The 24,340-nt window shown below is 47.1% G+C and carries 16 protein-coding genes; 10 read left to right on the top strand and 6 right to left on the bottom strand.

Translation table 11 applies throughout. The features are described from left to right. Window positions 1-4 precede the first annotated feature (4 nt). Window positions 5-2,845, top strand: a complete 2,841-nt coding sequence (locus D568_RS0106500) for a TonB-dependent receptor (protein ID WP_020208779.1) — start codon at window positions 5-7, stop codon at window positions 2,843-2,845. Window positions 2,846-2,971: 126 nt separating this feature from the next. Continuing rightward, a complete protein-coding gene (locus D568_RS0106495; protein WP_020208778.1) occupies window positions 2,972-4,471 on the top strand; it encodes a tryptophan halogenase family protein in 1,500 nt (499 codons plus the stop codon). Between the two features lie 77 nt (window positions 4,472-4,548). Here the strand turns inward: D568_RS0106495 and D568_RS0106490 are convergent, their stop codons facing one another. Both D568_RS0106490 and D568_RS19500 read right to left on the bottom strand, forming a co-directional pair. Continuing rightward, window positions 4,549-6,198 carry a sulfatase family protein gene (locus D568_RS0106490; protein ID WP_157497726.1) on the bottom strand — a complete coding sequence of 550 codons (1,650 nt, stop codon included), beginning with the start codon at window positions 6,196-6,198 and terminating at the stop codon, window positions 4,549-4,551. Between the two features lie 177 nt (window positions 6,199-6,375). Beyond that, window positions 6,376-7,965, bottom strand: a complete 1,590-nt coding sequence (locus D568_RS19500; RefSeq protein ID WP_020208776.1) for a sulfatase family protein — start codon at window positions 7,963-7,965, stop codon at window positions 6,376-6,378. Window positions 7,966-8,466: 501 nt separating this feature from the next. On the opposite strand from D568_RS19500, the gene D568_RS0106480 reads away from it, so the two are divergent. Together D568_RS0106480 and D568_RS21025 are read left to right on the top strand one after the other, a co-directional pair. After that, window positions 8,467-9,111 carry a response regulator gene (locus tag D568_RS0106480; protein WP_020208775.1) on the top strand — a complete coding sequence of 215 codons (645 nt, stop codon included), beginning with the start codon at window positions 8,467-8,469 and terminating at the stop codon, window positions 9,109-9,111. Further along, a complete protein-coding gene (locus tag D568_RS21025; RefSeq protein ID WP_083915318.1) occupies window positions 9,059-10,807 on the top strand; it encodes a sensor histidine kinase in 1,749 nt (582 codons plus the stop codon). The genes D568_RS0106480 and D568_RS21025 overlap by 53 nt, the downstream gene beginning before the upstream one ends. A gap of 200 nt (window positions 10,808-11,007) precedes the next feature. Here the strand turns inward: D568_RS21025 and D568_RS0106470 are convergent, their stop codons facing one another. The 4 genes from D568_RS0106470 to D568_RS0106455 form a co-directional block, all read right to left on the bottom strand. Continuing rightward, the gene (locus D568_RS0106470) at window positions 11,008-13,215 is read right to left on the bottom strand and encodes a beta-galactosidase (protein ID WP_020208773.1); all 2,208 of its coding nucleotides are present in this window, start codon (window positions 13,213-13,215) and stop codon (window positions 11,008-11,010) included. A 198-nt stretch (window positions 13,216-13,413) separates the two neighbouring features. Next, window positions 13,414-14,100: an SDR family oxidoreductase gene (locus tag D568_RS0106465; RefSeq protein WP_020208772.1), complete on the bottom strand. Its 687-nt coding sequence runs from the start codon at window positions 14,098-14,100 to the stop codon at window positions 13,414-13,416. Continuing rightward, on the bottom strand, window positions 14,097-15,251 hold the full coding sequence (locus D568_RS0106460) for a DUF6786 family protein (RefSeq protein WP_020208771.1): 1,155 nt from the start codon (window positions 15,249-15,251) through the stop codon (window positions 14,097-14,099). The genes D568_RS0106465 and D568_RS0106460 overlap by 4 nt, the downstream gene beginning before the upstream one ends. A 47-nt stretch (window positions 15,252-15,298) precedes the next feature. Next, a complete protein-coding gene (locus D568_RS0106455) occupies window positions 15,299-16,078 on the bottom strand; it encodes an IclR family transcriptional regulator (protein WP_020208770.1) in 780 nt (259 codons plus the stop codon). A 179-nt stretch (window positions 16,079-16,257) separates the two neighbouring features. Here D568_RS0106455 and D568_RS0106450 point away from each other — a divergent pair, with 179 nt between their 5' ends. From D568_RS0106450 to D568_RS0106425, 6 genes are read left to right on the top strand one after another with little or no spacing between them, the layout of a single operon-like run. Continuing rightward, on the top strand, window positions 16,258-17,418 hold the full coding sequence (locus D568_RS0106450; protein WP_020208769.1) for an ABC transporter substrate-binding protein: 1,161 nt from the start codon (window positions 16,258-16,260) through the stop codon (window positions 17,416-17,418). Then, window positions 17,415-18,557 (top strand): CaiB/BaiF CoA transferase family protein, encoded by a 1,143-nt coding sequence (locus D568_RS0106445; protein WP_020208768.1) that lies wholly within the window; start codon window positions 17,415-17,417, stop codon window positions 18,555-18,557. Before D568_RS0106450 ends, D568_RS0106445 begins: the two co-directional genes overlap by 4 nt. Then, entirely contained in the window at window positions 18,554-19,690 is a 1,137-nt protein-coding gene (locus D568_RS0106440; protein ID WP_020208767.1) for a CaiB/BaiF CoA transferase family protein, read from the top strand. The genes D568_RS0106445 and D568_RS0106440 overlap by 4 nt, the downstream gene beginning before the upstream one ends. 10 nt (window positions 19,691-19,700) lie before the next feature. Continuing rightward, window positions 19,701-20,471 carry an enoyl-CoA hydratase/isomerase family protein gene (locus D568_RS0106435; RefSeq protein ID WP_020208766.1) on the top strand — a complete coding sequence of 257 codons (771 nt, stop codon included), beginning with the start codon at window positions 19,701-19,703 and terminating at the stop codon, window positions 20,469-20,471. Between the two features lie 30 nt (window positions 20,472-20,501). Further along, window positions 20,502-21,953 (top strand): aldehyde dehydrogenase family protein, encoded by a 1,452-nt coding sequence (locus D568_RS0106430; RefSeq protein ID WP_020208765.1) that lies wholly within the window; start codon window positions 20,502-20,504, stop codon window positions 21,951-21,953. Between the two features lie 11 nt (window positions 21,954-21,964). Next, window positions 21,965-24,331, top strand: coding sequence for a glycoside hydrolase family 2 protein (locus D568_RS0106425; protein WP_020208764.1), 2,367 nt, complete (start codon window positions 21,965-21,967; stop codon window positions 24,329-24,331). Window positions 24,332-24,340 lie beyond the last annotated feature (9 nt).

Raw genomic sequence — 24,340 nt, 5'->3', positions numbered from 1 at the left:
TGCTATGTACTCAAGAAATAGACTTGCCAGCGCAATTATTGCGGTCACATCCGCATGTTCCTTTAATCAAACTCTTGCCCAGGGTGATGAGCCGCTTTTAGAGGAGGTTGTGGTCACAGGTATTCGCAAAAGCTTAGAGGAGGCGTCGGACCTCAAAAGAGAAAGTTCGGTAATTCAGGATAGTATCGTAGCGGAAGACATAGGAAAGTTTCCCGATCAAAACGTTGCGGAATCCTTACAGCGTATATCGGGTGTGAGCATTTCTAGAACTAATGGGGAAGGCTCCAAAGTTACGGTAAGAGGGTTTGGTCCGTCGTTTAACCTTGTGACGCTTAACGGTAGAACATTGGCCACTACAGAGAATGGCCGAGAGTTTGATTTTCAGGTGCTCGCATCGGAGTTGATTTCTGGTGCTGATGTTGTGAAAAGTCCTATGGCAAAAACACCGGAAGGCAGTATAGGTGCTTATATTGATGTGAAAACAGCTAGGCCTCTTGATACACCTGGATTGCAAATGGCGGGCTCAATCAATGCCAAATACAATGATTTGAGCGAAGAAACCAGCCCTGAATTCTCTGGTGTTTTCAGCAACACCTTTGCGGATGATACCCTGGGTGTTTTATTTGGTTTTTCCCGCCAAGAGGGTGATAACAGAATAGATGCAGCATCGACTAGCCGCTGGGCAACATTGAATGCCAGTGACTCAGATGTGGTCCTTGGCGATATAGTTGACACGAACGGTGAGGTCGTAACCCCTGACACGCTTTGGTATCCGGGGCGCTTTGAATTTACGCTGGATGAAGAAGAAAGAGAGCGTACAGGTGTCAATGTCGGAATTCAGTGGGGACCGGATGATAGCTGGGAAAACACACTGGATTATCTGTATACGGATTTTTCTCGCGTTGCTACTAGCCAAGGTATGCAAGTTGGCCTTCAGTTTCCCGGTTGGACCGACGTAGTGGCCTCCGAACATGGTACGGCAGTCGCGGCCACCAAATATGGTGTTCAGCCACATGATGGTTTATTCCAAGTGAGGGGTGAGCAATCTGAGACTCAGGCAGTCGGCTTTAATAGTACAAAAAACTGGGACAGGCTTGAGTTGAGCATTGACGCTTCTTATTCAACTGCGAAGGCGGATCCTCGTCAAGACACGCTCGTCCCGAACTATGTGAATAATAATCGTGATCCCGAGCAGTTTCCTCAGGGGCTTGATCCTGAGAATGATTACTTTACCTATGACACTACCGGGGGAGCTGTTTTAGACCTCAATTCCACTATTGATTATGCTGATCCCGCCAGTGTGCGGGCGCACTGGAATCATATTTCACATCAAGAACTGGAAGACGAGATTACCGAGCTGAAAATTGATGGCGAATACGCTTTTGACACAGAGTTTGGAGATACCTTTGGTATTGACTCTGTTAGTTTTGGCGCCTCGATGTCTGATAGGGAAAAGGTGAAAAATGTCTATGAGACACTTCATGAGGATAACTGTGGCATCGGTGAAGGAAGGATGGAGATCTGTGGTCAATTTCGTGATATGGACGACTCCGTTTTCTCGGTTAATAACAACAGTGATTATTTAGGCGATGTAGAAGGGGACTTTCCACGCGATTTCATTGTGATCAACGATGTGGGTCAATATCACCAGGCTATATCTGACATGACCGGCGTTTCAGACTGGCCAAATGAAGTGTTTAATGAGACCCGTTCGAGCACGACCTCAGAAGAGAGCATTGCATCATACATTCAAGTAAATATGTCCGGTCTGATTTTCGGAAACCCATGGCGAGGTAATGTTGGCCTTCGTTATATCGATACCGACACAGAATCTACAGGCTACGGTAAAGAGCGTATAGCCATCGAACCTAGAATCGATACCAGTAACCAAGCGATATTGGACGTTTACTACACAGACCCCGGTCAAATCAGTCGGTCCAATAACTACGATGACATTCTCCCAAGTCTTAATTTATCTTACGAGCTGACTGAAGAGCTTATGATGCGGTTTTCGGCATCAAAAGCAATCGCCCGGCCGGCCATTGAGGATATTGGCGTCAACAAAAACTATGTTGATGTTCAAGCTGTCAATTTCAGTACTTCAGGAGGGAACCCTTACCTAAACCCTTACGAAGCCAACCAGTTAGACTTTTCATTAGAATATTATCATTCTTCGGGAAGCACATACTCGATGAATGTATTCCACAAAGATATCGAGACATTCATTTCTACTACGACATACCGTGATGACACCCCCGATATCTACGTAGAGGGTGAATATGTCGATAGCAGTTACTCTTTGCCAGGATTTGGCACAATTGTTGAGACAATCACTCAAAAAGATAATCGGGACGGTGGCGAAATAACCGGTGTCGAATTAGCAGCTCTGCATTATTTTGATTATCTTCCTGGACTTTTCAGTGGTTTGGGGATTCAGGCAAATTATACCTATGCTCATTCGAAGGATGAAAATGCGCTAGCGGTGAATTTGGAAGGCGTAGCTGAGCCAAGAGCTGGCTTAGAAGGCTTCGCTGAAGATACCTACAATGTGATTGCGTTTTACGATATGAACGGCTATCAGGCTCGTCTTGCTTATAATTGGCGTGACGATTTCTTGCAGTATAGAACTGGACAAAGATCTGGCGGCCTACCAGAACACGTCGAAGCGTATGGACAGCTAGATGCAAGCTTCTCTTATGATGTAAACGACTATTTAACTTTGACGGCTGAGGCGATAAATCTTACCGATGAGAGAACGCTAGAATATGTAGATGTTAAAGAGAGGCTCTCGTTAATGCAGTATACAGGAACGCGTTATAAAGTAGGTGTGAGAATGAACTTTTAATACGATAGCAATATTATACGACCGGAGAAATCCGGTCGTTTTTTTATAAAGTGCCAGTGCTGTTGTCTGTTGAAATAATACTGGCACAAGTTGCCAATATTCTTAATAGTTTATTTTGAGGTATAAATGGCAGAATATAATAACGTCAAAAGTATTATAATTGTCGGGGGTGGGACGGCGGGGTGGATGTCCGCAGCGATATTGGCCAGATCGACAGAACATCTTCCTTGCACCATTACTCTGGTAGAGTCACCCAATATTCCTACCGTCGGGGTAGGGGAATCGACTATTCCTTCATTTTTAGACCTATTGGATTATTTAAAAATATCCAAAAAGGATTTTATCGCTTATACAAATTCAACTTTTAAACTGGGCATAAAATTTATAGATTGGCTGAAAATAGGTGATCAGTATTGGCACCCATTTGGCTCAATAGGAGCAAAAATTGATGGAGTTTCTTTTTATCATCATTGGCTTAAGTCAAAATTCAACTGTGAATCTAGTGAGTTTTCCGACTTCTCACCGTCTGTCGCTTTAGCTGAGTATGGTCACTTTCTAGCCCCATCAAAATCCTCGAAAAGTATTTTATCTGAAGCTGCTTATGCTTTACACCTTGATTCTGAAAAAACGGCTCAATACTTAAATAAATACTGTATAGAGAAAGGGGTTAAACACGTTCTGGCCGATGTAAACAGAGCAACCTTAGACGAGCAGGGGATGATTGATAGATTGATCCTTGATTCAGGGGAAAATCTGGTTGCAGATCTCTATATTGATTGTACAGGGCATGCCGGGCTGTTGATCGATAAGACTTTGAAAGTCGAGTACATCGACTGGATGCGTTATCTTCCTGTCGATAAGGCAATAGTCGTTCACACAGATCATAACGGTCCTCTTTCGCCTTATACCAAAGCAAAAGCGTTGGAGTATGGTTGGTGCTGGAATATTCCTCTGAGAAACCGTTTGGGTAATGGATACGTTTATTCCAGTAAGTTCTGTGATGACAATAAGGCTTTGGAATCTTTATGTAAAAACATAACAGGTAAAGTAATAACCGAACCCAGAACGCTAAGATTTAAGACAGGCAAGCGTAAACATTTTTGGTACAAGAATTGTGTTTCTGTGGGGTTATCCAGCGGTTTTCTGGAGCCACTGGAATCAACCGGTATTTATTTGGCGATGAAGTCAATGCTAAACCTTGTGGAAAACTTTCCCAGCTCTACTTATGAACAGAGTCTTATTGATGAGTACAATCGATTGATGCATATTGAGTTTGATTGTATTCGAGACTTTATCGTCGCTCATTATTGCCTTACTAAAAGGGATGATTCTGATTTCTGGAGGTCTTGGAAAGAGAGGGAAATACCCGATAGCTTGAGAACGAAGTTAGATGTTTTTTCCGCTAATGGTCAAATTTTTAAGAATCCGATGGATCTATTCTCTGAAGAAAGTTGGTGGGCTGTACTAGAGGGAATGGGTTTACGCCCCAGACAATACCTACCCAACGTTGATTCTTCAGACTATATGAGGGTTAGAGACTCTATGCAAAGGGGAGTTATGGCACTAAGAAATGCAGCGAAAATGGCCCCTACGCACGCTCAATTTATCGACAAGCTGCTGAAATAGAAGGTATATGACGCCTAAATATTAAAAATTTTTACAAGTATAGGGGCCATTTGGCACATCCCTGTGCCTGCCAAAAGTTAAAGATTGAACGTTCCCGGTAGTTGATCAAGATAATTTTGCAGTTCCGCTCGCATCTCCGTAAGAGTTTTTTGATGCTCTGGTTTGTTAGCGAGATTCGTTTCTTCCATAGGATCTTCTTTCAAGTTATACAACTGATCCGGCTCGAAGATTCCGGGCTTTGATCGATAAACGGCATTTTCAGCACCGCCGCCGCCGGGTACCATCTCCAGCAACCCGAATGGTAAAGACGCATCATCGTTAACCGCTTTCGCTCCAAAGGAGCGCCTGAATGAATTGTATTCGTCAAGCATTGCTTGCCTTTCTTTGAGTGACAACTCATGTGCATAGTTTGGGTATCGCAATGCGATGTACTTGTAGTCGCCTTTTATCACTGCCCTCATATAGCCCAGCTCAAAGTACATCGATTGGGCCTCTTCACGAGGGGTGCCATTTAGCGCTCCATAGAAACTGCTTCCGTCGCTCACCTCTTCGATGTCTCGTGCTCCCGCCATCTCCAGTATCGTTTCGAGAAAATCCGTATTCGATACAGAAAAATCGCAGACACTTCCGCAGGAAAAGCCATCTTTTTGCCAAACAAAAGCCTGGCTGCGAATACCACCCTGATAAAGTGTTCCTTTTTGATTCTGGCCATGGTCGTTAAAAAAGAAAAGGATTGTATTGTCAATCTCACCCGTGGCTTCAAGCGTTTCCAGCAATACACCTATCGCATCGTCTAACCAGATCAGGTTTTCATGATTTTCACCCGCTCTACCAGCCGCTTTAGCACGGGGGGTTAGTGTATCGCGCCCCGGCATGAGATCAGGAGCCTCGTCCAGAATACCCTTTGGTGTTATACGAGGGTCAGCCAGCCAGGAGTTTTCAGCATTTGTGGGACCGTGGGGAATGGTTGTCGCGAAATATAGAAAGAAAGGGCGTTCATCACGTGATCTTAAAAACCGAACACCGCCCTCGGTGATCCAGTCCATGTTTTGAGATGCCAGCGCATCGATGCCCAGCCATCTAGGATTATCATGATAAAGGTTATCGGCAAATTCAAAGCCTGCACGACGAATGTCGTCTTGCAATGCTTCGTGTCGGTATTCCAACTCAGCCTTGATCGCAGGGCTGGTTGGATCCGCATAAAGGTCTGGAGATTTATCCTGATGGATTTGTTCCAAACTTTCAATAACGTGATTTTTTCCGACAAACCCAGTGCGATAACCCATCTTCTGAAGGTGATTACCCACAGTGTTTTCAACCCCGGGGGTAATAAAAGAATTCCATTGAATAACGGTCTGGTTTTCGTTTCTGGCGGTAAAGTCCGTAAATTGTTTATTTTGAGCCCGACTGGCGTAATTTCCTGTCAGTACATTGTAACGACTCGGTGTACAAACGGGTGAGGCCACAAAGGTGTTGCTTAAAAAAGAGCCTTCCTGAGCGATTCGATCTATATTGGGGGTAACATTTCGTCCACTGCCTGTTTCATCCTGCCCCTCAGGCAAGACGTTGAACATGTGTGGGTACATATCGTCGGTGATAATAAAGACTATGTTTGGCGGAGCCGAGGGCAAGCTTGTTGTAGGTTTTAGAGGAGAAGACGCCTGGTCCTCAGAACAGCCTAATACGAACAGTGGAATTATCAATGGTAGTAGTTTTTTGAACTTCATTTTATTCTTCTTTCATGGTTAAGTTTTTTGTATTGAGCTTCCAAAGTTTCTGGCAACGGCGATGATGCACGAGAATGCATCATCGCGATTATATTTTCCTTTTAGCTGACATATATTGTCTAAGAGAAAAGTAACTTTAATTCAATCGTTGTTTTGAGATTTCACATCGATTGGACATTATTTTCCACCATGACCTTTGCCACCTTCATTCTGTGTGTGGCGTCTAAGGTCGCTGTCGGTTGAATGGCGAATCCAGTGATCGGGAAACTCTGAAGCGCTGGAACCTTCAGCATTGCGAAATACCGCACCGGGACCGAAGCGTTCTGAATATTCGACATTCGGTCGCTGTCCATCATCTCGCTGCAAAAGGTCGAAAAGCTTGGCCCGCAGCTCAACTTTAACCTCATCATATTTCGGATTATTAATCAGGTTTTTGGTTTCTTTAGGGTCTGCTTGAAGATCATAGAGTTCTTCAGTATCCCAAACCCCGTGATATTGAATCAGCTTAAACCGATCTGTGCGTACCGCGAACGTTGTGGGCGTATGAGGGTAATTGTACTCCCAGTAATATGAATAGAGGAACGCGTCACGCCAAGTCTTTGCATTACTACCTGAAAGAAGTTGCGGCATGAAGCTTCTGCCATCTTGTTTGGGCATTTCCTCTTCAACCTGAGCAAGAGAAAGAATAGTTGGTGCGATATCAATACCAACAACGGCGTCTGAAACAGTCTTCCCCTTGGCAACCTCTCCACCAAAAGCAATGAGAGGTACACGCATTGATTCTTCGTAAGCATTACGCTTATCAATCAGTCCATGCTCACCGAACATAAAACCATTGTCGCCCATAAGGAATACAATTGTGTTATCAAGCATATTTCGTTTCTCGAGCTCCGAGATTATATCTCCTAATCCGTCATCGACTGCTGATAGCGTTTGATTGTAACGACGACGATATTCCAGTACGTCGAGATCTGAATGGTATGGAAAATCTACCCCATGCCAGGAGTTGCGTTGGTCCTTAACCCAACGGGGTTTTCCTTCATAGTTTTCGGGAGTATCTGCCATGGTCTGCGGTGCGACCATTTCAACGTCAGCGTATTGGTCTTTGTGTCGATCGGCAGGAATGAAATCCGCATGAACCGCTTTGTGACTAAGATAAAGAAAGAAGGGCTTGCTTGCCTCACGCTCAGAAATCCAATCTACTGCATACCGGTTCAGTGAATCGGTGATATAGCCCGGTTGTGGTACGTGTTCACCATCGATGTTGAGAACATGGCCCTCAGGTAAATAATGCCCCTGTCCACGAAAGCTGATCCAATGATCGAACCCAGGTTGGGGCTCATCCGAATGTGCGCCCATGTGCCATTTGCCTATAAAAGCAGTATTGTAGCCAGCAGTTTGCAACAATTGGGGAAAGAAGGTTGGATTACCTTGAAACTTAACATTGTTATCAACGATTCCATGGTCATGCATATATTGACCCGTCATAATTGACGCTCGACTTGGCGAACAGAGCGCCGTCGACACAAAGGCATTTTTGAAGTGGACCCCTTCAGCGGCTATTCGATCCATATTAGGGGTGTTCAGAGTGGGATCTAAGAATCCCATTGCATCGTAACGTTGGTCATCAGTCAGTACGAAAATGATATTTGGTGGCGGTTGTTTCAAGCTTGACTCTGCTTGTGAGGCCAGGGGCTCTTGCCCTACGGCAGAATCTAGCACAGCGCACAGCGGAAATAGCAAAAGCAGGAATTTTACAAATTTCATCTTATTTTATTCCTTATGATAAGTAATTTACGTTAATTAACACCAATAAAAAGCGTCAAATTTAATGCGTTCTAGCTCTACTAGATTAGCCGAACAAGAACTAGGACGTCATGTATCGACTTAGAAATGGCGAATCTAAACAAAAGGCCAGGTTAAAGTGCTTATAAAAATCTGAAGGCAGCCTTAGCCCAAACGTTTCTTTATCGGGTAATAAACAAACGACTGTTCATTCCCGTGTTTTATGATTATTCATCGTATGTGGATATATCATGACGTCTGACTTCAATTCGAGCGTTATTTTACGAAATCTACAAGTATGAAAGATGTAGGGAAAACCCGATTTTATTATGATCCTGTTGTAAGCTATCTTAAATATTAAGAATTTATGAGTCACTGAAAACCTAAAATATATATTTATAATAACTCCGAATTGGGTTTTTCACGATTTTTAGGTCTGTTGTATGATTGGCTCTGGGTTTGAAAAAAGAGGTAGGAACTAGAATGATAAAAATCTTACTCATTGATGATCATGCTGTCGTAAGGAATGGTATAAAGTTAATATTGGAAGATAAATTCAGACCGGTAACATTTGGTGAGGCTTCCAACAGCGAACAAGCTTATGAGCTATTACGCACTGACGATTGGCATTTGGTACTGCTTGACATTAGATTGCCAGGAACAAACGGTGTGGAAGTTCTGAATAAGATTAAGCACGCGCAACCGAAGCTTTCGGTGCTCATCCTCAGTAATTACCCTGAATCACAATATGCTGTTCGCCTTCTTAAATCTGGTGCTTCCGGTTATCTTTCAAAAGACGCAGAAGAATCAGAAATTGTCCAAGCTGTGAAGCTTGCTTTGGGGGGGCATAAGTATATCAGCGATACTGTAAGTAAGTTGTTGGCCAATCAACTGAAGAGAGAAAATGTTGACCCAGAAAGTCTACACGAAAAGCTTTCAAATCGGGAGTATCAAGTATTTCTAGAGATTGCTTCAGGAACAAGAATTACTGATATAGCAGAAAAGATGAATGTGAGTGCAAAAACAGTAACAACACACAGAGCGAGAATTCTTGAGAAAATGGATTTCTCGACCAATGCAGACATCATTTTATACGCCAATAAAAATTTACCTATGGATAATCAATAAATTGAAAATAAAAAAGTATTATTCCATGTTTACTCATGCGATAAAAGAAAATAGAAATATCGACATTATATTTTATCACGTCACTGTATTTATATTTTTTATCGTTAATTCTATACCTGCGTATTCTTCGGAGAATAGTCCGTCACGGATCATAGACCACCTGCTAAGCCAAGAAGAAAGAAAATGGCTTATTGATCACCCTGTTATCGTACATGGTGTTTCCGCCAATGATATTCCTTTCGAATATGTGGACGATAATGGACAACATCGAGGCCTAACATCAGAATATGTACAAATATTATCTGATCATTTGGGTGTCGAATTTAAACGGGTTAAGGTTAGAAATTATGAAGAGCTTATCAGAAAAATGCGTTCTGGAGAGATTCAAACTGCAAGCTATTTAGGGCCATCTGCACAAGACATTCATTATTCTAAGCCCATGATTAAAGTGCCCATTGTACTTTTTGGACGACAGGAATCTTCATCTATTAGCGGTTTAAGCGAGATTGTCAACGAATCTCTTGCGGTGGAAAACCCCTCAAGAGCGAGTGAAATCTTAAAGCGGGATTTTCCCTTGCTTTCGTTTAAATCTACTGATTCGACTCTTGGGGGAATGAAGCTTGTTCAGTCCGGTAAAGCCGATTTATTTATGCATAACGTTTTCTCCGTTGAGTATTTTCAAAGAAGACAGGATTTAACCCCGTTAAAAATAGTTTCTTTAACGCCATACGAATTTGATATTCGATTTTCAGCTAACACAAGTGCGGCCCCATTAATTCCTATAGTCGAAAAAGTTTTCGATGATTTAAGCAAGCGTGAACGAAGATTAATTTTTGATAAATGGGTTAATGTTGAGGCCGAGAGGAAAGTTTACCTAAGAGAAATATTAATTTATGGATCAATTTTTCTGTCGATGATTTTAGTGGTTGTTTTATTAATCTTATATTGGAATAGAAAGCTACAGCATCAAGTAATACTAAGAACTCACGAAATTGAAATGTCGAAATTTGAAATTCGAAATCTGGCACGTCACATGGAGCACGTACGTGAAGAGGAAAAAGCGAAACTTTCACGAGAAATACACGATGATTTAGGTCATACGTTAACAGCATTAACAATGGGAATCAGGCATTTAGCTCATCTTTTAGGTGGTACAGAATTCGATCGGAATTCTGAAAAATTACATATGCAATTGTCAGAGCTTAAAGGCCTTGTTAAAGAAGCTTCTGAAACCTCACGTCGAATAATGTCCGATTTAAGGCCCAGTATATTAGAGGATTTTGGTCTTATTGCTGCGCTCGAATGGCTTGCTCATGAATTTCAATCACATCTTAACATCGAATGTGGATTTAAGAGTTGTTTAAATGATTATGAATTCTCGAAAGAGGCATGTATTGCGTTGTTTAGAATTACGCAAGAAGCATTGACTAATGTCGCTAAGCATTCAGGTGCAACATTTGTCACTATCACACTATCAGAAGATGAACACCTGCTTCGGTTAAATATAAAAGATAACGGGGTTGGATTGCAGCCTGACTGGAATGTTAAATCAGGTTCTTACGGTATTAAAGGAATCAAAGAAAGAGCTATTGCTTTTGATGGGTCAGTCGAAGTAGATAATAACCCTTCTTTAGGAATGTACCTAGAAGTTAGTTTTCCGTTAAATAGAATTCATTTTAAAAACCAATGTTGCTAATTCTCTATGCAGGGTAATGGACCCCTTGGTTTGTGGATGACATTTTATTCCATTCTGTACAGGCTTGGCTATTTTGATGATAGAGAATTTTGTACTCGAAAGAAGGGATAGCCCCAATTGGTTTTACTGTTGATTGAGGCTTAGTAAGAAACTCTTGCAAATAGAGGGGTGAGGGCTGGGATCCCTCACCTTTTCATTAATTAGTTGGAGCGGGTGTGAGCATCCTCGTCTATTTGGATATGCTGGATAGTATTCGATTTTTTGGGCTGCACAAGTTTACCCGCTTCTGCTGCTTTGTCTCGAAAGGTATAAAACCGATACCCCACTTCCTGTATGCTGTTAACTAATTCTGGAAACGGCTTGTCTGCAAGATCTACTATACCTACATTATAATTCTCTCCATCGCCTCGACCCGTTGGTGGTTGCTCCGCATATTGGAACCAGTGCGTACCGACGATAAACGGGTTTAATAACGCGCTATCAAGGTAGTGTGTGTACAGCTCTGCACGATGGGATTGGCTCTGCGCTTCGACGACACCAAGATGAAGGGCGCCTCTGTCGAGAGCGCCAAAATGGAACTCGCCGATTAAAATAGGTTTGTCTACACCCTCAGGTAAGCCAACATTACTCACGTCATACTGGTATTTATTCATACTGATAACGTCAGAATATTTAGCCGCAGTACGGATGACTGTGTCGCTATTAGCCCATGCTAAACGACAGCCAAGATATAATGCGTTCGGCGCTACGGCTTTCAGCTCGTCTCGAACCGTTGAGAAATACGTATCAACAATTTTACTGTAAAAAGCGCTGAGATCGTTCCAGGCTTTGGTTTGGTTGGGCGATTTTTTTGATTCTAATAATTCGTCCCACGAAGCGTGCTGGGTGCCCCATGCTTTATTTAGCTTATCAATACTGCTGTACTTGTTTTTTAAGTCTTTAACGAATTCTATTTTTGCAGGTTGATCAGCTGGGCTTTCTAAGGTCGCAACTGCAAGTGATCCTTCCGCTCCCCACGATAACTCATTCTCGATAAAGAACCCTAATAGCCATGGGTCGTCAACAGTGTGTTCACGATTAGAGAGTGCGAGCTTAAGTTGCTTTTTGAAACTTGGATCAAAAACATCGTGGAATTTTCCCCAGTAGCCCTTTGATGCTTCAATTTTTTTGGTCCCTGTTACCCATACGGTTTCGGTATAAGGGGTAACTCCATCTGTGGTCAGTTGTTTATCAGAGGCAACGCCAAGGGTGTTCATACCCCAGCTTCTAAGCCTTGCGTGAGTGACTCGGTCAAATTCATCTCTCCAGTTGTCTCCGTATTTTTGATAAAGATTGGAGGCGGTGAAGTTATAGGTTTCTCGCTCGGCAATGGTGCTGTAGTACCCGTGCGAAGCTCTCCCAGCCGTGCCGTAAAAAGCTCCATATGGGGAATCTTTTTCTGGTAGCCACTCAAAATACGATTCTCGGTCAGTAATGCCGGTGATGGCAGTGCCCGCATTGACAACCCCTACACCATGAGACCAGAACAGCTTTCCTGACGGATCAACAAACCACCAGGCTCCCTTGTATTTCTGAACTCTGAAATAGCCGCTTGCTTCCAGTTGGGGGCCAGTCTCCCATCCGCCATACTTATTAAAATACTTAGGTCCGGGGTGTGCGGAAAGCTCTCGTTGCTCGTCCTGAGCTTGTTGGCGAAGGTCATCTACTGAAAGTGTTTTTCCTGGCCAGTGAGCATGCTTGTATTGACCAAACCTGTCTATAAAGGGTAAGAAACCTTCAGGGGTAACCCAGCGAACAGGGTTGGTGGCCCGAATATTGTCAATCAGTAGAGTGTGTTCGTTAGCAGGATAATTAATAGTAACCTTAACTTGATCTATTGCGCTTAGATCGGATTTGGCTTCTCCTGGCGCGGCACGCATGGCTAATAAATCTAACGCTTCAGTGAAGCGCCATGGTGTTGTGACGATATCGTCCGAAACCGTTTTAGTTTCTCCTGGTGCCAGGTCAAAACGAATTTCCATCTGCCACGCTTGCATCCCGTCTTCGGGATCGCCAACTTTAAAGATTATTCGAGCCGGATCTTCTCCGGCGTTAGTGATATCCATTTTTACATGATAATAAGGGTTTAAATCCCAGCTGCCGCTGGTTTTTTTGATTGTGACACCTGGCGCACCCGCTTGAATACCAGTTTTCAGTTGCAGCACTTTTGACCCATTGTGATCAATCAAATTAACCTTGGCATCATTTGTTTCCAAAGTATTAGAAGTTATCTCTCCTTCGAAATCGAAGAGCATAACGCTATCGGCTACGGTTTGATTATTCTTGCTGGTGTCAGCTGAGACAAAAGTAGCCAGGGCCAGCCCGGCAATGCCGCCCAATATCATTTGCAAAGAGTTATGTATATTCATTGATTTACCTGCTATTGACGTTAATCATTTATTTTGAAGTTTTGTCATTATTATTAGAGAGACAATAGTATTTATGCGTTCTGATAAATAGCGCCCTGCTATCCTATAGTGCTAGAAATATGACCATGATGGTTTGCTTGGCTTAAAGGGTAATTATTATTAACTGTTGACGCTCATGGGTTGGTGCGAGTAACTCTATTACCATAAAATTGGATTTAACTGAGTATCGAAAAAGCCACCGTTGTGTTTTTCTTTTAGCAAAGCAATCCCGCTTGCAATTGCTTGTGCCCCTTCAGCTACACTGGTGGGAGCTTCATTTCCTCCCATGTCGGTCTGTACCCAACCGGGGCTTATGGCGGCTACTATAATCTCACGTTCAGAAAGTTTTACTGCCAAGCGTCGGGTGAGCATGTTCAGCGCCGCTTTGCTCATGGCGTACTCTTCAAACGGGCCGGTGGGATTAATGTTTTCTGCTAACGAGGCCAGCCCCGAGCTTAGTTGTATTATTTTAGCGCCGGTGGCGAGTTGATCGTTGAGTGCCTGAATCAGCAAGGCAGGCCCAGCAGCATTGATGGTGTAGCTATTGAGAAAGTCCCGCCGGCTCCAGCCTCCGTACTCCACATGGTTGGTGGTGCCAGCATTGTTAATCAGAAGACTAATGGTTTTGCCATTAAGCGTATCCGCAAACTCGCTAATAGAGTGATCGCAGGCAAGGTCGAGCGGTACCAGCGTTAGTGTTGAGTACTCGTTATTTAAACAGGCAAGCTCGTCACTTATCGAGCCCGGTCGGTGGCTGGCAATGACGTTATGGTTCGTGTGCAAATATTGACGCGTTAAACCGAGCCCAATGCCGCGGCTGGCGCCTGTAATAATGACATGGCTCATGGCGTGGCTCCTGTTTTATTAAACACTTGCTCGATGTTGTCCAGGCTAACACCAAGTACTTGTCGGGCAATGGTATCCAGTGATTTCCGCGGGCCTTGCAAGTGTACCGTGGTTTGCGTGTGGTGCAGCGATTCGCCGGGGGCGAGCTCACGAGTGTGGGATGACGATTCCAGCTCATAAAAAGGGCCAAAGGGCCCAAAGCCGTCCACTACGCCATCGTTGAATACATTGATAACATCCCCTCCATATGGATCGGGCTCGGGCGTCCATACCGAGTTAACGTACACACCTTGCTTGGGGGTAAAGCTAAAGTGCACTAAGGTGAGCAGCTCCCGGTCTGCATCCCAGGCGCCCATAACTGGCCGGGTGTTTTGCGGCGGGATGCCAATTTTGTTCATATATTTGCCGTCGGCGTTATAAAACCCGTGCTGGCCGATAATTTTACTGTGGCTGGGCAGGTTGGGTGAGAAGTACTCCACCATTTCATCCAGCCGGCCTTTTAGGGGCATAACCACGGTGTTGTTGTCGCCGGGCTCCAGTGCCGTTAAATGCCATAAGCTAAGCAGTCCCGTGGCTTTTTGCCAGGCAGTATCAGCGCTATTGGTAAGCTCCGAGCGAACGTTAAAGCTCACCCATTGCACTTTGTTGGGTAGCTCGACCTGAAACAAATCGTTGATGTGTTGCTTGTCAGGCAACTCGATTGTGCGGGTTACCTCTATATCAAACCTGGTGTTGCTGTAGTTGGTTAAACTAAAGGAGCGCTTAAAGACCGCTTGGGTATCGCTGTGAGATACCAATGGGTAGGGTTGTATTGTCATCGCCGGCGGATAGCTGATGTTATCGCTGATTTGCTCAACACCTGGCTTAAACAACAGTGAGTATTTACCGGTTTCGGGCCCAAAGCTCAAACGGTCGGCGCCGCCCATAGGGCGATTGGGTGTTAGATTGCCTTCACGTAAATAATCGCGATTAATCCAGCCTATGCTTTGGCCCGTCTCACCCGAGAGGCTGGTGACCATAACGCGACCCTGTAATTCTCCCATAACCGCAATTCGTTGCTCTTGGCGCTTTAACACCAACGGTGAGAAATGCTTGCCCATGAGCTTGAGGTCGCTGTCAAAGGTTTGGCCAAAGGCCGTGCTGGCAGACATGACGATAGCTCCCGTAAGTGCCGCTAGGTAGCGGAACTTGTTCATCGTTATAAGCCCATGCGCTGGTTGATGTGCTCAGCTGTGTTAATCAGCGCTTGGGTAATGGTTTTCTGATCGTGGCGTTGCCCCAGGGTGGTGGTCAGTGATGACACGGCGACAGCGGCCATTAACCCTGAGGCTGCCGTGCCGACAAAGGCTGCACAATCGGTAACGCCGCTGGTGATTTCACTGGCGGCGCAGTGATGACCTTCTTCGCGTATTTGAACAAGCTGTTGCTGAGCTTGTTCCTGCTCAGTGGGGCTTAAACCGTTGAAGCGGCTGTCGGATCGTAGAAGTCGCTCTTGTTCTTCATGTTCGAAGTTAGCTAAAAGAACCCGTCCTGATGTGGTAGTAAACAGCGGAAATAATGTCCCTTCAGAGATAGACAATGATACTGGGTCGGGGCTTTTGACTTGACAGACGACCATAAGTTGCCCGTTGTAAGGGACGCTTAGGTGACATGCCTGACCGATTTTTTCGGCTAGTTCTTGCAGTGGAAGCCGTGCTGCATTGACTAGCTGCTCTATAGGTGAGTGTGTGTGCGATAAGGAATAAAGTTTAAGCGATAAGCGATACTTGCCCGAGTTCTCATCGCGGTTTAGGTAGCCTCTTGCCTGTAAATTAACCAAAATTCGGTATATCTCGTTGGGGCTGCGATCGAGCCCCGCTGCGATCTCAGCCTGAGAGCGGGCGGCAGACTCCGAGGATAAATACTCGATAATGTCCAAACCTTTATCTAACGCGGGTGCCGAATACTTCTTAGTCTTATCTATTTGAGCGGTATTCATAGTTCTCCATTGAAGTCTCTTGGCACTTTGTAGGTCTGGTCGGCCATTTCTATCGTGCATATTTGCAGATCTAATCGTAATGATGTGCCAATATAATGCATAAAGTCTATTGTCGACAATAGAATGTTGATTTATAGTGGAACTATAGATTTATATATAAACGTTCCTCTGGGGTCTTTATGAGTTCATCAATCACGGAATTGAAAGGTATTACTTGGAATCACACGCGTGGCTTTGTGCCTATGACGGCCACCGCCCAGCGCTTTGAAGAGCTAAATCCGGGCGTGCGGATCAGCTGGGATAAACGTTCTTTGCAGGCGTTTGCCGACGAACCTATCGATCAGCTGGCTAAACGTTACGACTTATTGGTGATTGATCACCCCTGGTCAGGCTTTGCCGCGCGTACCGGGGTGACTGTGGCCCTGGATGATTGGCTGCCAGCTGATTTTATGGCCGATCAAAAGGCCAACAGTGTGGGGCATTCTCATGAGAGCTACAGCTTTGACGGTAAGCAGTGGGCACTGGCCATCGATGCCGCCACACCTGTTGCCTCGGCCCGTATGGATCTGCTCGCCGAGTTAGGGGAAAAAGTACCGGACACTTGGGATGAGCTATTGGCGCTGGCCAAGCGCGGTAAAGTCTTAGTGCCGTCAATTCCGCAAGACACCTTAATGAACTTTTACATGCTGTGCTCGACGATGGGCGAAGACCCTTGCGTGCGTGAAGATGAGGTGGTCAGCGAAGAAATGGGTGTGAAAGCGCTGCAAATGCTGCGCGAACTATCGGTATTACTGCCCCGGAATTGCTTTGATTGGAACCCCATTCAAACCTACGAGGCGATGACTTGTACGGATAATTTCGCTTACTGTCCCTTCGCCTATGGCTACTCTAATTATGCCAAGCCCGGCTATGCCAAAGGCTTGCTTAAGTTTGGCGATATGGTGACCTTGCCCGGTACTGATCGCTGCCGCACCACTTTAGGGGGAACAGGGTTGGCTATTTCGGGCAGCTCGCCCAATAAAGAAATCGCTGCGCGCTACGCTCAATTTGTTGCCAATGAAACCATGCAGTCGGGTCAGTTTGTGGAGTTTGGCGGTCAGCCCGGTCACCGCAAAGCCTGGCTTGCGGACTACCCCAATAGCACCACCGACAATTATTTTAAAGACACCTTGCCGGCGTTGGATCGCGCCTTCTTGCGTCCGCGCTATCACGGTCATATGTTCTTCCAGGACAACTCGGGCGCTCCGATTCGCGAGTACCTGATGAACGGTGGAGACGAGAGGCAGTTGTTAACGAAGTTGAATGATCTTTACGTCCAGTCAAAGAGCCAGAATCCATGAGTTTACCTTTAGCCGGTTTAACCGTGCTTGAATTCAGCCAGTACTTGGCAGGCCCCTATGCGGGCCTGCGCTTGGCTGATCTTGGGGCGCGAGTTATTAAAATCGAGCGCCCCGGTAAGGGCGATGCTTGCCGTCAGCTGGCCACTAAAAATTTGTGGGCCGATGGCGACAGTGTGTTGTTTCATACCATTAATCGCAATAAAGAGAGCTTTGCGGCCAATCTTAAAGACCCAGCCGATGTCGCCACGGTAAAAAAGCTGATCGCTCAGGCGGACGTGATTACCCATAACTTTCGCCCCGGTATTATGCAGCGTTTAGGGCTGGACTATGAATCGGTAAAAGCCGTAAACCCTGCGCTGATTTATGGCGAGGTGAGTGGCTATGGTGATACCGGCCCCTGGAAAGACAAACCCGGCCAGGATTTACTGGCGCAATCCGTGTCGGGCCTAACTTGGGTTACCGGTAATGGTGATCAGCCGCCCACGCCATTTGGTATCGCCGTGGCCGACATGCTCTGTGGGACTCATTTGGCCCAGGGCTTACTGGCGGCGCTGGTGCGCAAAAAGCGCTTTGGGGTAGGGGCCAAAGTCAATGTCAGTTTACTGGAATCTATTTTGGATTTTCAGTTTGAAGGTTTAACCGCTTATTTAAACTCCGATAATGAATTACCCGAGCGCAGCCAAATTGCAAACGCTCACCCTTATGTAGGTGCACCCTATGGTATCTACGCTACGGCTAATGGCCACATTGCGATATCTATGGGGAGTCTTGAAACACTATGCAAGGCTATTGACCTGCAAGGGCTAGAGGAATTTTACGGCGTTGACGCGCAATTTTTTGAGCGCGATAACATAAAATCCGCACTACAGAAGCACTTAAAGAACCGCACCAGCGGTGAATGGTTGCAAATGTTAGAGCAGGGTAGCTATTGGTGTTCCGAAGTCCTTGATTATGAAGCGCTAACGCAACACGAGGCTTATCAATTATTGGGCATGGAGCAGACCTTAGAGCGCAATGGTGCCAGCTTAACAACAACGCGTTGCCCCATTCGCTACAACGGCGAGCGCATTTACAGTGATAAAGCCGCGCCCAAAGTGGGCGCCGATAATGAGCGGATACAACAGGAGTTTGCATTGTGATTAAACCCCTGCAGGATATTACCGTACTGGATTTTACCCAGTTTTTGTCGGGCCCCTCGGCCAGCTTGCGCTTGAGCGATTTGGGCGCACGGGTGATAAAAGTTGAGCACAAAGTAAAGGGCGACCTTTGCCGTAATATTTACGCTTCGCACTTAAATATTGCAGGCCAGTCGGGTTTTTACCAAGGTATTAACCGCGCCAAAGAAAGCCTGGCGCTTGACCTAAAAGACTCGGGCGATTTTGCCCAGGTAAAAGCCATACTGCCCCACGCCGATATCGTGTTACACAATTTTCGCCCAGGTGTAATGGAGCGCCTGGGTCTGGGTGTGGCCGATATCAAAGCCATCAACCCGAATGCAATTTACGGCGAGATTACCGGCTATGGTCATGACGGCCCTTGGCGCGATCGCCCAGGACAGGACTTACTGCTGCAAGCACTGTCGGGGTTGGCCGGGTTAAGCGGCGATGAAAACTCAGGCCCGGTGCCCATGGGGCTCGCTATTGTCGATAACCTCGCCGGTGCTCAATTGGTTCAAGGCGTATTAGCTGCGCTCTACGCCGGCGAAGGCGCTCTGGTGCAAGTGAGTATGTTAGAGGCGGCACTGGATTTTCAGTTTGAACCGCTTACGCTTTATTACCACGATGGTGAGCCGGTCGATCGCGGCCGCGAGAATGCCGCTCACGCGTTAGTCGGTGCACCCTATGGGTTGTATAAAACCCAAGACGGCTACCTGGCGCTGGCCATGGGCTCGATACCGTTTCTAGGCGAGTTATTAAATTGCCAACCGCTGCTGGCGTTTACCGATGCCGGGCGCTGGTATGCCGAACGCGACGCCATTAAGACGATTCTAGCCGAGCACTTACAAAACCAGAGTACCGCCCACTGGTTGAGTATCTTAGAGCCCGCCGATATTTGGTGCGCCGAGGTGTTTAACTGGCAGCAGCTCGTGGCCCACGAAGGTTTTACTGTGCTGGACATGGTGCAAGAGGTGGAGTCTCCCGGTGGGCGCTACTTAACCACTCGCTGTCCTATTCGCCTTGACGATCAGTTACTGACCCAGTCGGAGGGCGGCCCGACACTTGGGCAACACAATAGCGCCCTGCGGGCTGAATTTACCGGCGCCAAACCATAACGGATAGACCATGATTGAGCTTAATAAAAATGGCCGTGTGTTAGAGCTAACCTTTAACCGCCCTCCGGCCAATGCTTACACGTTGGAGTTTATGCAAACCTTGGCGCAAAAGCTGGACGCGATTGACGCTGAGCAAGAGGCGAGCGTGGTGCTGCTAACCAGTGCCAGCGATAAGTTTTTTTGCGCCGGCGCCGACATTAAAGCATTTGCGAAAAACACCACCGAGCAAAACCATCAGTTAGTGGCCCGGGCGCGCGCCAACACCGCGCAAATGGAGGCCAGCGATAAATTGTTTATCGCCTGTATTGGTGGTCACGTATTGGGTGGTGGGCTGGAGCTGGCAATGGCCTGCGACTTACGCTTTGCAGCTCACGGTGGTTATCTGTGGGGGCTGCCCGAAATCAAACTGGGGCTTATTCCCGGCAATGGCGGCAGCCAGCGCTTGGCGCGCTTAGTGGGTATGAGCAAAGCATTAGAGTTGTTGGCCACCGGCGATAGCTTCTCAACTCAAGAAGCGTTCGAGTTTGGCTTGGTGAGCCGCTTAATGGATGCCGACGAGCTACTACCGCAAGCGCGTGAGTACGCACAGCGCGTGGCCAAAGGCCCGGCGCTGGCGCTGGCGGCCACCAAACACGCGGTGCGCGGCGGCGTGCAAATGAGCTTAGAAGACGGTCTGGCCCTCGAGAAAAAGCTGTGCGATACCTTGTACGACACCGAGGATGCCGCCGAAGGGTTTAATGCTTTTATTGAGAAACGCGACGCAATATTCACCGGCCGCTAATTGGCGCCTAACCGATGTGAGGACATAATAATGGCAACAACGCTGACACATTACCCCTGTTATATTCACGGCCAATGGACAGACGCCAGCAATGGTGCAAAGTTTGAGGTAGTCAACCCCGCTAACGAGCAGCCGTGGGCCACCGTACCCGACTGCACCGATGCCGATGCCGAAAAAGCCCTGCAAAGTGCGCGCGAAGCGCAGCCCGCCTGGCAAGCCTTGCCGCCTATTCAACGGGCGCAATATTTGTTTAAGTTGGTGGATGCGCTTAAAGAAAAACGCGATCATTTTGCCAAGCTTTTGGTGATCGAGCAGGGCAAAACCTTGCCCGAGGCCTACGGCGAGTTTGACGATACCCTCAACTATATTACCTATGCCGCCGAGGCAGCGCGACGTATCGAAGGCAATATATTTCCGTCAGACAACCCGAACGAACAATTGTGGATTCAAAAGGTTCCCTACGGCGTCACCCTCGGGCTGTGCGCTTATAACTTTCCCCTGGCACTAATTGGGCGCAAAGTCGGCCCGGCGCTGGTAACCGGCAATACCATGGTCCTTAAAGCCCATGAGGCCACCCCGGTTACCGCCTCGGAGTTTTGCAAAGTGGTGGATGAAGTAGGATTTCCGCCCGGGGTCATTAACCTGGTGAGTGGGGCCGGTATCGGTGTTAGCTCGTATCTGGTGTCCAACCCAATAACCCGTTTGGTGTCGCTCACCGGCAGTACCCGTGCCGGGCAGGCGATTTATAAATCTTCGGCCGATAATGTATCTGGCTTAGTGTTGGAGCTGGGCGGCAAAGCCACCTTTATAGTTCTGGAAGATGCCGATTTAGATCGCGCCGTCGAGGCCGCTGTTATCTCGCGCTACGCCAATTGTGGACAGGTGTGTATCTGTGCCGAACTGGTGCTGGTGCAAGAGAGTATTGCCGAAGAATTTACCCGCCGCGTGGTCGAGCGTGTTAAAGAGCTCACTTACGGCGATCCGGCCACAGACGTCAATATGGGCCCCAGTGTGACAGGCGAGAGTATTAACCGTGTTGAAGCAATGGTTAATGACAGTGTCGCCATGGGTGCGAAAGTAGAAATCGGCGGAAAGCGCCCCGCGGGCAAGGCCTTTGAGAAAGGGTTTTGGTTTGAGCCTACGGTGCTGAGCAATGTCAGCCCCGATATGCCATTGGCGGCTGAAGAAATTTTTGGCCCGGTACTGCCGATTATCTCCGTCAAAGATTACCAAGAGGCATTGCAGATCAGTAACTCCCGAGAAGAAGGGCTCTCGGCGTACATTTTCAGTAAAGACATCCCCACCGTTATGCACGCTATTAACCATATGGAAGTAGGCACCGTGTTTGTGAATCGTCAAATTGTCGGTTACATCCAGGGTTACCATTCGGGCCATAAGCGCAGCGGCACCGGCGGTGAAGACGGCGTTTACGGTATCGAAAACTACCTGCAAAAACGCGCCGTTTATTTTAACTACGATTAACTGAGGTCATTATGTCACGCATTAACCTGGATTTAAGCGGCTTTCGCTGGCAGATGGAGCGCATGCGCCCGGGCCAGGGCGAAATAGAAGGGCTGCACTTATTGCCTGCTGAGTACCAGGGTACTCACTTTAGCTGGAACTTTGCCAATGTGCCGGGCGATGTCTATACCGATTTGCACCGCGCCAACGAAATTGCCGACCCTTACTTTGGCCGCAACATGCACCGCGCCAAATGGGTCGCCGAGTATGAGTGGTGGTACAGCCGTCGCTTTGCCGTACCTGACGACATGCAAGGCAAAAAAATTCGCCTGATTTTTGAAGGTGTGGATTACAGTTGCAGCGTGTGGTTAAACGGCCACTTTTTAGGCCGTCACGAAGGCATGTTCTCGGAGTTTGAGTTTGATATTACCGACGCCGTTAGTTTTGCCGACTGGCGCGACGGCTCCAACATGCTGATGATTAAACTGGATCCGCCGCCGAAAAACTACCGCAACTGCGGCGGCAAAAAAGTTAACTTTTCGGGCGATTATTTCTCGGGTCTGGTGCCGTTTGGTATTTGGCGACCGGTACGGATCGAGGCCACCGAGCAAGTGCGTATCGATAACCTGCGTACCGATGTCACTGTTCAGGGTGACAACCAAGCGCAAGTAGAGCTGAGCGCGCAGATTATTAACCACACTGATGCCGACCAAACCGTTGAGCTTGTGGGCACTTTAGCGGGTAAAAACTGCGACGGCGCGGCGCAGAACTTTAGCCAAAGCGTTACCGTATCCCCCGGCGAAAACAGTGTAAGCACAACTCTTAAAGTGGATGACGCTAAGCTCTGGTGGCCCTGGGATATGGGCGAACAGAATTTGTATCAGCTGGATGTAGCGTTGCAGCAAAACGATCAAGAGCTGGATGCCACCTCTGAGGTAATCGGTTTGCGGGAAGTCACCATGGACTTTAACCCAGGCTACACCCGTGATGACAACGAGTACCCCTGGACCTTTTTTATTAATGGCAAACGGCACTTTTTGCGTTCGGCCTGCTGGGGCGGTCAGCCGTCGTTTTTGTATGGTCGCAACACGCTTAAAAAGTACGAAGATCGCGTAGCTATGGTGCGCGAGGCCAACATTAATAATTTGCGTATTTTTGGCTGGCATCCACCGGAAATTCCCGATTTTTATCGCCTGTGCGATGAACTGGGTATTACCGTATGGACGAACTTTACTCTGGCCACACAAGCTTACCCAAGCGATAAAGAATTTGTCGATGGTGTGTTGCACGAGTGTATTGAAACGGTTAAACAACGCCGCAACCACGCCTCCAATATCTTTTGGATGGGGGGCGAAGAAGTGTTCTTCTCCGGTGCACACGAGGAGAGTGGCAATAAGCAATTGATGGAGGTCATTGGCGACGCGGTGGCTGAGCATACCAACATCCCCTATGGTTTGGCCTCGCCGTTAAGCTCCCCCTCTGCCCAGAACATGGGCTTTAAACCCCACGAGAGCATACACGCGAACGAACATTACTACCAAGGCGGCGCCGAGTTTATGGAGGAGTACTATCCTTCGCTTGACTGCGCCATTATACCGGAGCTAACGGCGGCCTCGGCGCCTAATATTGAAAGTCTGAAAAAGTTTATCCCCTCCGATGAACTATGGCCCATGGGTCCCAGCTGGGCATACCACTGGGCGGACATCGATATTCTCAAAAACCTCAATTTTGAAGTTTTTGACGACTACAAAATGGATTCGCTGGAAGAATTTGTCGAGGCGACACAAATTGCTCAGGGCACGGTCATTCAGTTCGCGCTGGAAACCTACCGCCGTCGTAAACCCAAAATGAGCGGTGTCGCCCTGTGCCACTTTATGACTCATGTGCCCGATATTAAGTGGGGCATTATTGATTACTACGGTGAGAAGAAGCGTTCATTCGAATGGCTAAAACGCACTTATCAGCCGCTGTTGCCTAGCTTGCAGTTTGATAAGCGCCGCTGGAATGCAGGTAGCGAGTTTAATGCGGGCTTGTGGGTAGTGAACGATTACCAGCACAGCTTTGACGAGGTAACACTCAACTGGCGGGTGCTCTATCAGGGTAAGGAAACCGGTGTTGCTGGTAGCCAGGCGGTGAATGTTGCCACCGATAGTGCCGCTCACTATGTGGATATCGCCTGGCAGTTGCCTGCTTATGCCGAAGGCACCTTTGAGGTAGAGATATCTATTAGTGATGCATCGGGTGAAACCCTCGCCGATAACCACTACACCTTGCTGGTGGGTGATCAGGCGGCGGCCAAGGCGCAAAGCCTTAAATTTTTGGCGGAAGCTACCGAGCGGTTAGAAAAATGTGGCCACAGTGTGTATCGCTATTGGCCTGAAATGTGGGAAATGGAATAAATCCATCGG

It is taken from the genome of Gilvimarinus chinensis DSM 19667 (assembly GCF_000377745.1).
GTDB lineage: Bacteria > Pseudomonadota > Gammaproteobacteria > Pseudomonadales > Cellvibrionaceae > Gilvimarinus > Gilvimarinus chinensis.
The sequence above is the reverse complement of the archived record's forward strand: the minus strand, read 5'-3'. Positions and strand labels throughout refer to the sequence as shown.

What these genes read in the sequence shown, in the direction of transcription:
- D568_RS0106500 (WP_020208779.1), top strand. Translation starts at nt 5, where the DNA reads ATGTACTCAAGAAATAGACTTGCCAGCGCAATTATTGCGGTCACATCC.
- D568_RS0106495 (WP_020208778.1), top strand. Translation starts at nt 2,972, where the DNA reads ATGGCAGAATATAATAACGTCAAAAGTATTATAATTGTCGGGGGTGGG.
- D568_RS0106490 (WP_157497726.1), bottom strand. Translation starts at nt 6,198, where the DNA reads ATGAAGTTCAAAAAACTACTACCATTGATAATTCCACTGTTCGTATTA.
- D568_RS19500 (WP_020208776.1), bottom strand. Translation starts at nt 7,965, where the DNA reads ATGAAATTTGTAAAATTCCTGCTTTTGCTATTTCCGCTGTGCGCTGTG.
- D568_RS0106480 (WP_020208775.1), top strand. Translation starts at nt 8,467, where the DNA reads ATGATAAAAATCTTACTCATTGATGATCATGCTGTCGTAAGGAATGGT.
- D568_RS21025 (WP_083915318.1), top strand. Translation starts at nt 9,059, where the DNA reads ATGCAGACATCATTTTATACGCCAATAAAAATTTACCTATGGATAATC.
- D568_RS0106470 (WP_020208773.1), bottom strand. Translation starts at nt 13,215, where the DNA reads ATGAATATACATAACTCTTTGCAAATGATATTGGGCGGCATTGCCGGG.
- D568_RS0106465 (WP_020208772.1), bottom strand. Translation starts at nt 14,100, where the DNA reads ATGAGCCATGTCATTATTACAGGCGCCAGCCGCGGCATTGGGCTCGGT.
- D568_RS0106460 (WP_020208771.1), bottom strand. Translation starts at nt 15,251, where the DNA reads ATGTCTGCCAGCACGGCCTTTGGCCAAACCTTTGACAGCGACCTCAAG.
- D568_RS0106455 (WP_020208770.1), bottom strand. Translation starts at nt 16,078, where the DNA reads ATGAATACCGCTCAAATAGATAAGACTAAGAAGTATTCGGCACCCGCG.
- D568_RS0106450 (WP_020208769.1), top strand. Translation starts at nt 16,258, where the DNA reads ATGAGTTCATCAATCACGGAATTGAAAGGTATTACTTGGAATCACACG.
- D568_RS0106445 (WP_020208768.1), top strand. Translation starts at nt 17,415, where the DNA reads ATGAGTTTACCTTTAGCCGGTTTAACCGTGCTTGAATTCAGCCAGTAC.
- D568_RS0106435 (WP_020208766.1), top strand. Translation starts at nt 19,701, where the DNA reads ATGATTGAGCTTAATAAAAATGGCCGTGTGTTAGAGCTAACCTTTAAC.
- D568_RS0106430 (WP_020208765.1), top strand. Translation starts at nt 20,502, where the DNA reads ATGGCAACAACGCTGACACATTACCCCTGTTATATTCACGGCCAATGG.
- D568_RS0106425 (WP_020208764.1), top strand. Translation starts at nt 21,965, where the DNA reads ATGTCACGCATTAACCTGGATTTAAGCGGCTTTCGCTGGCAGATGGAG.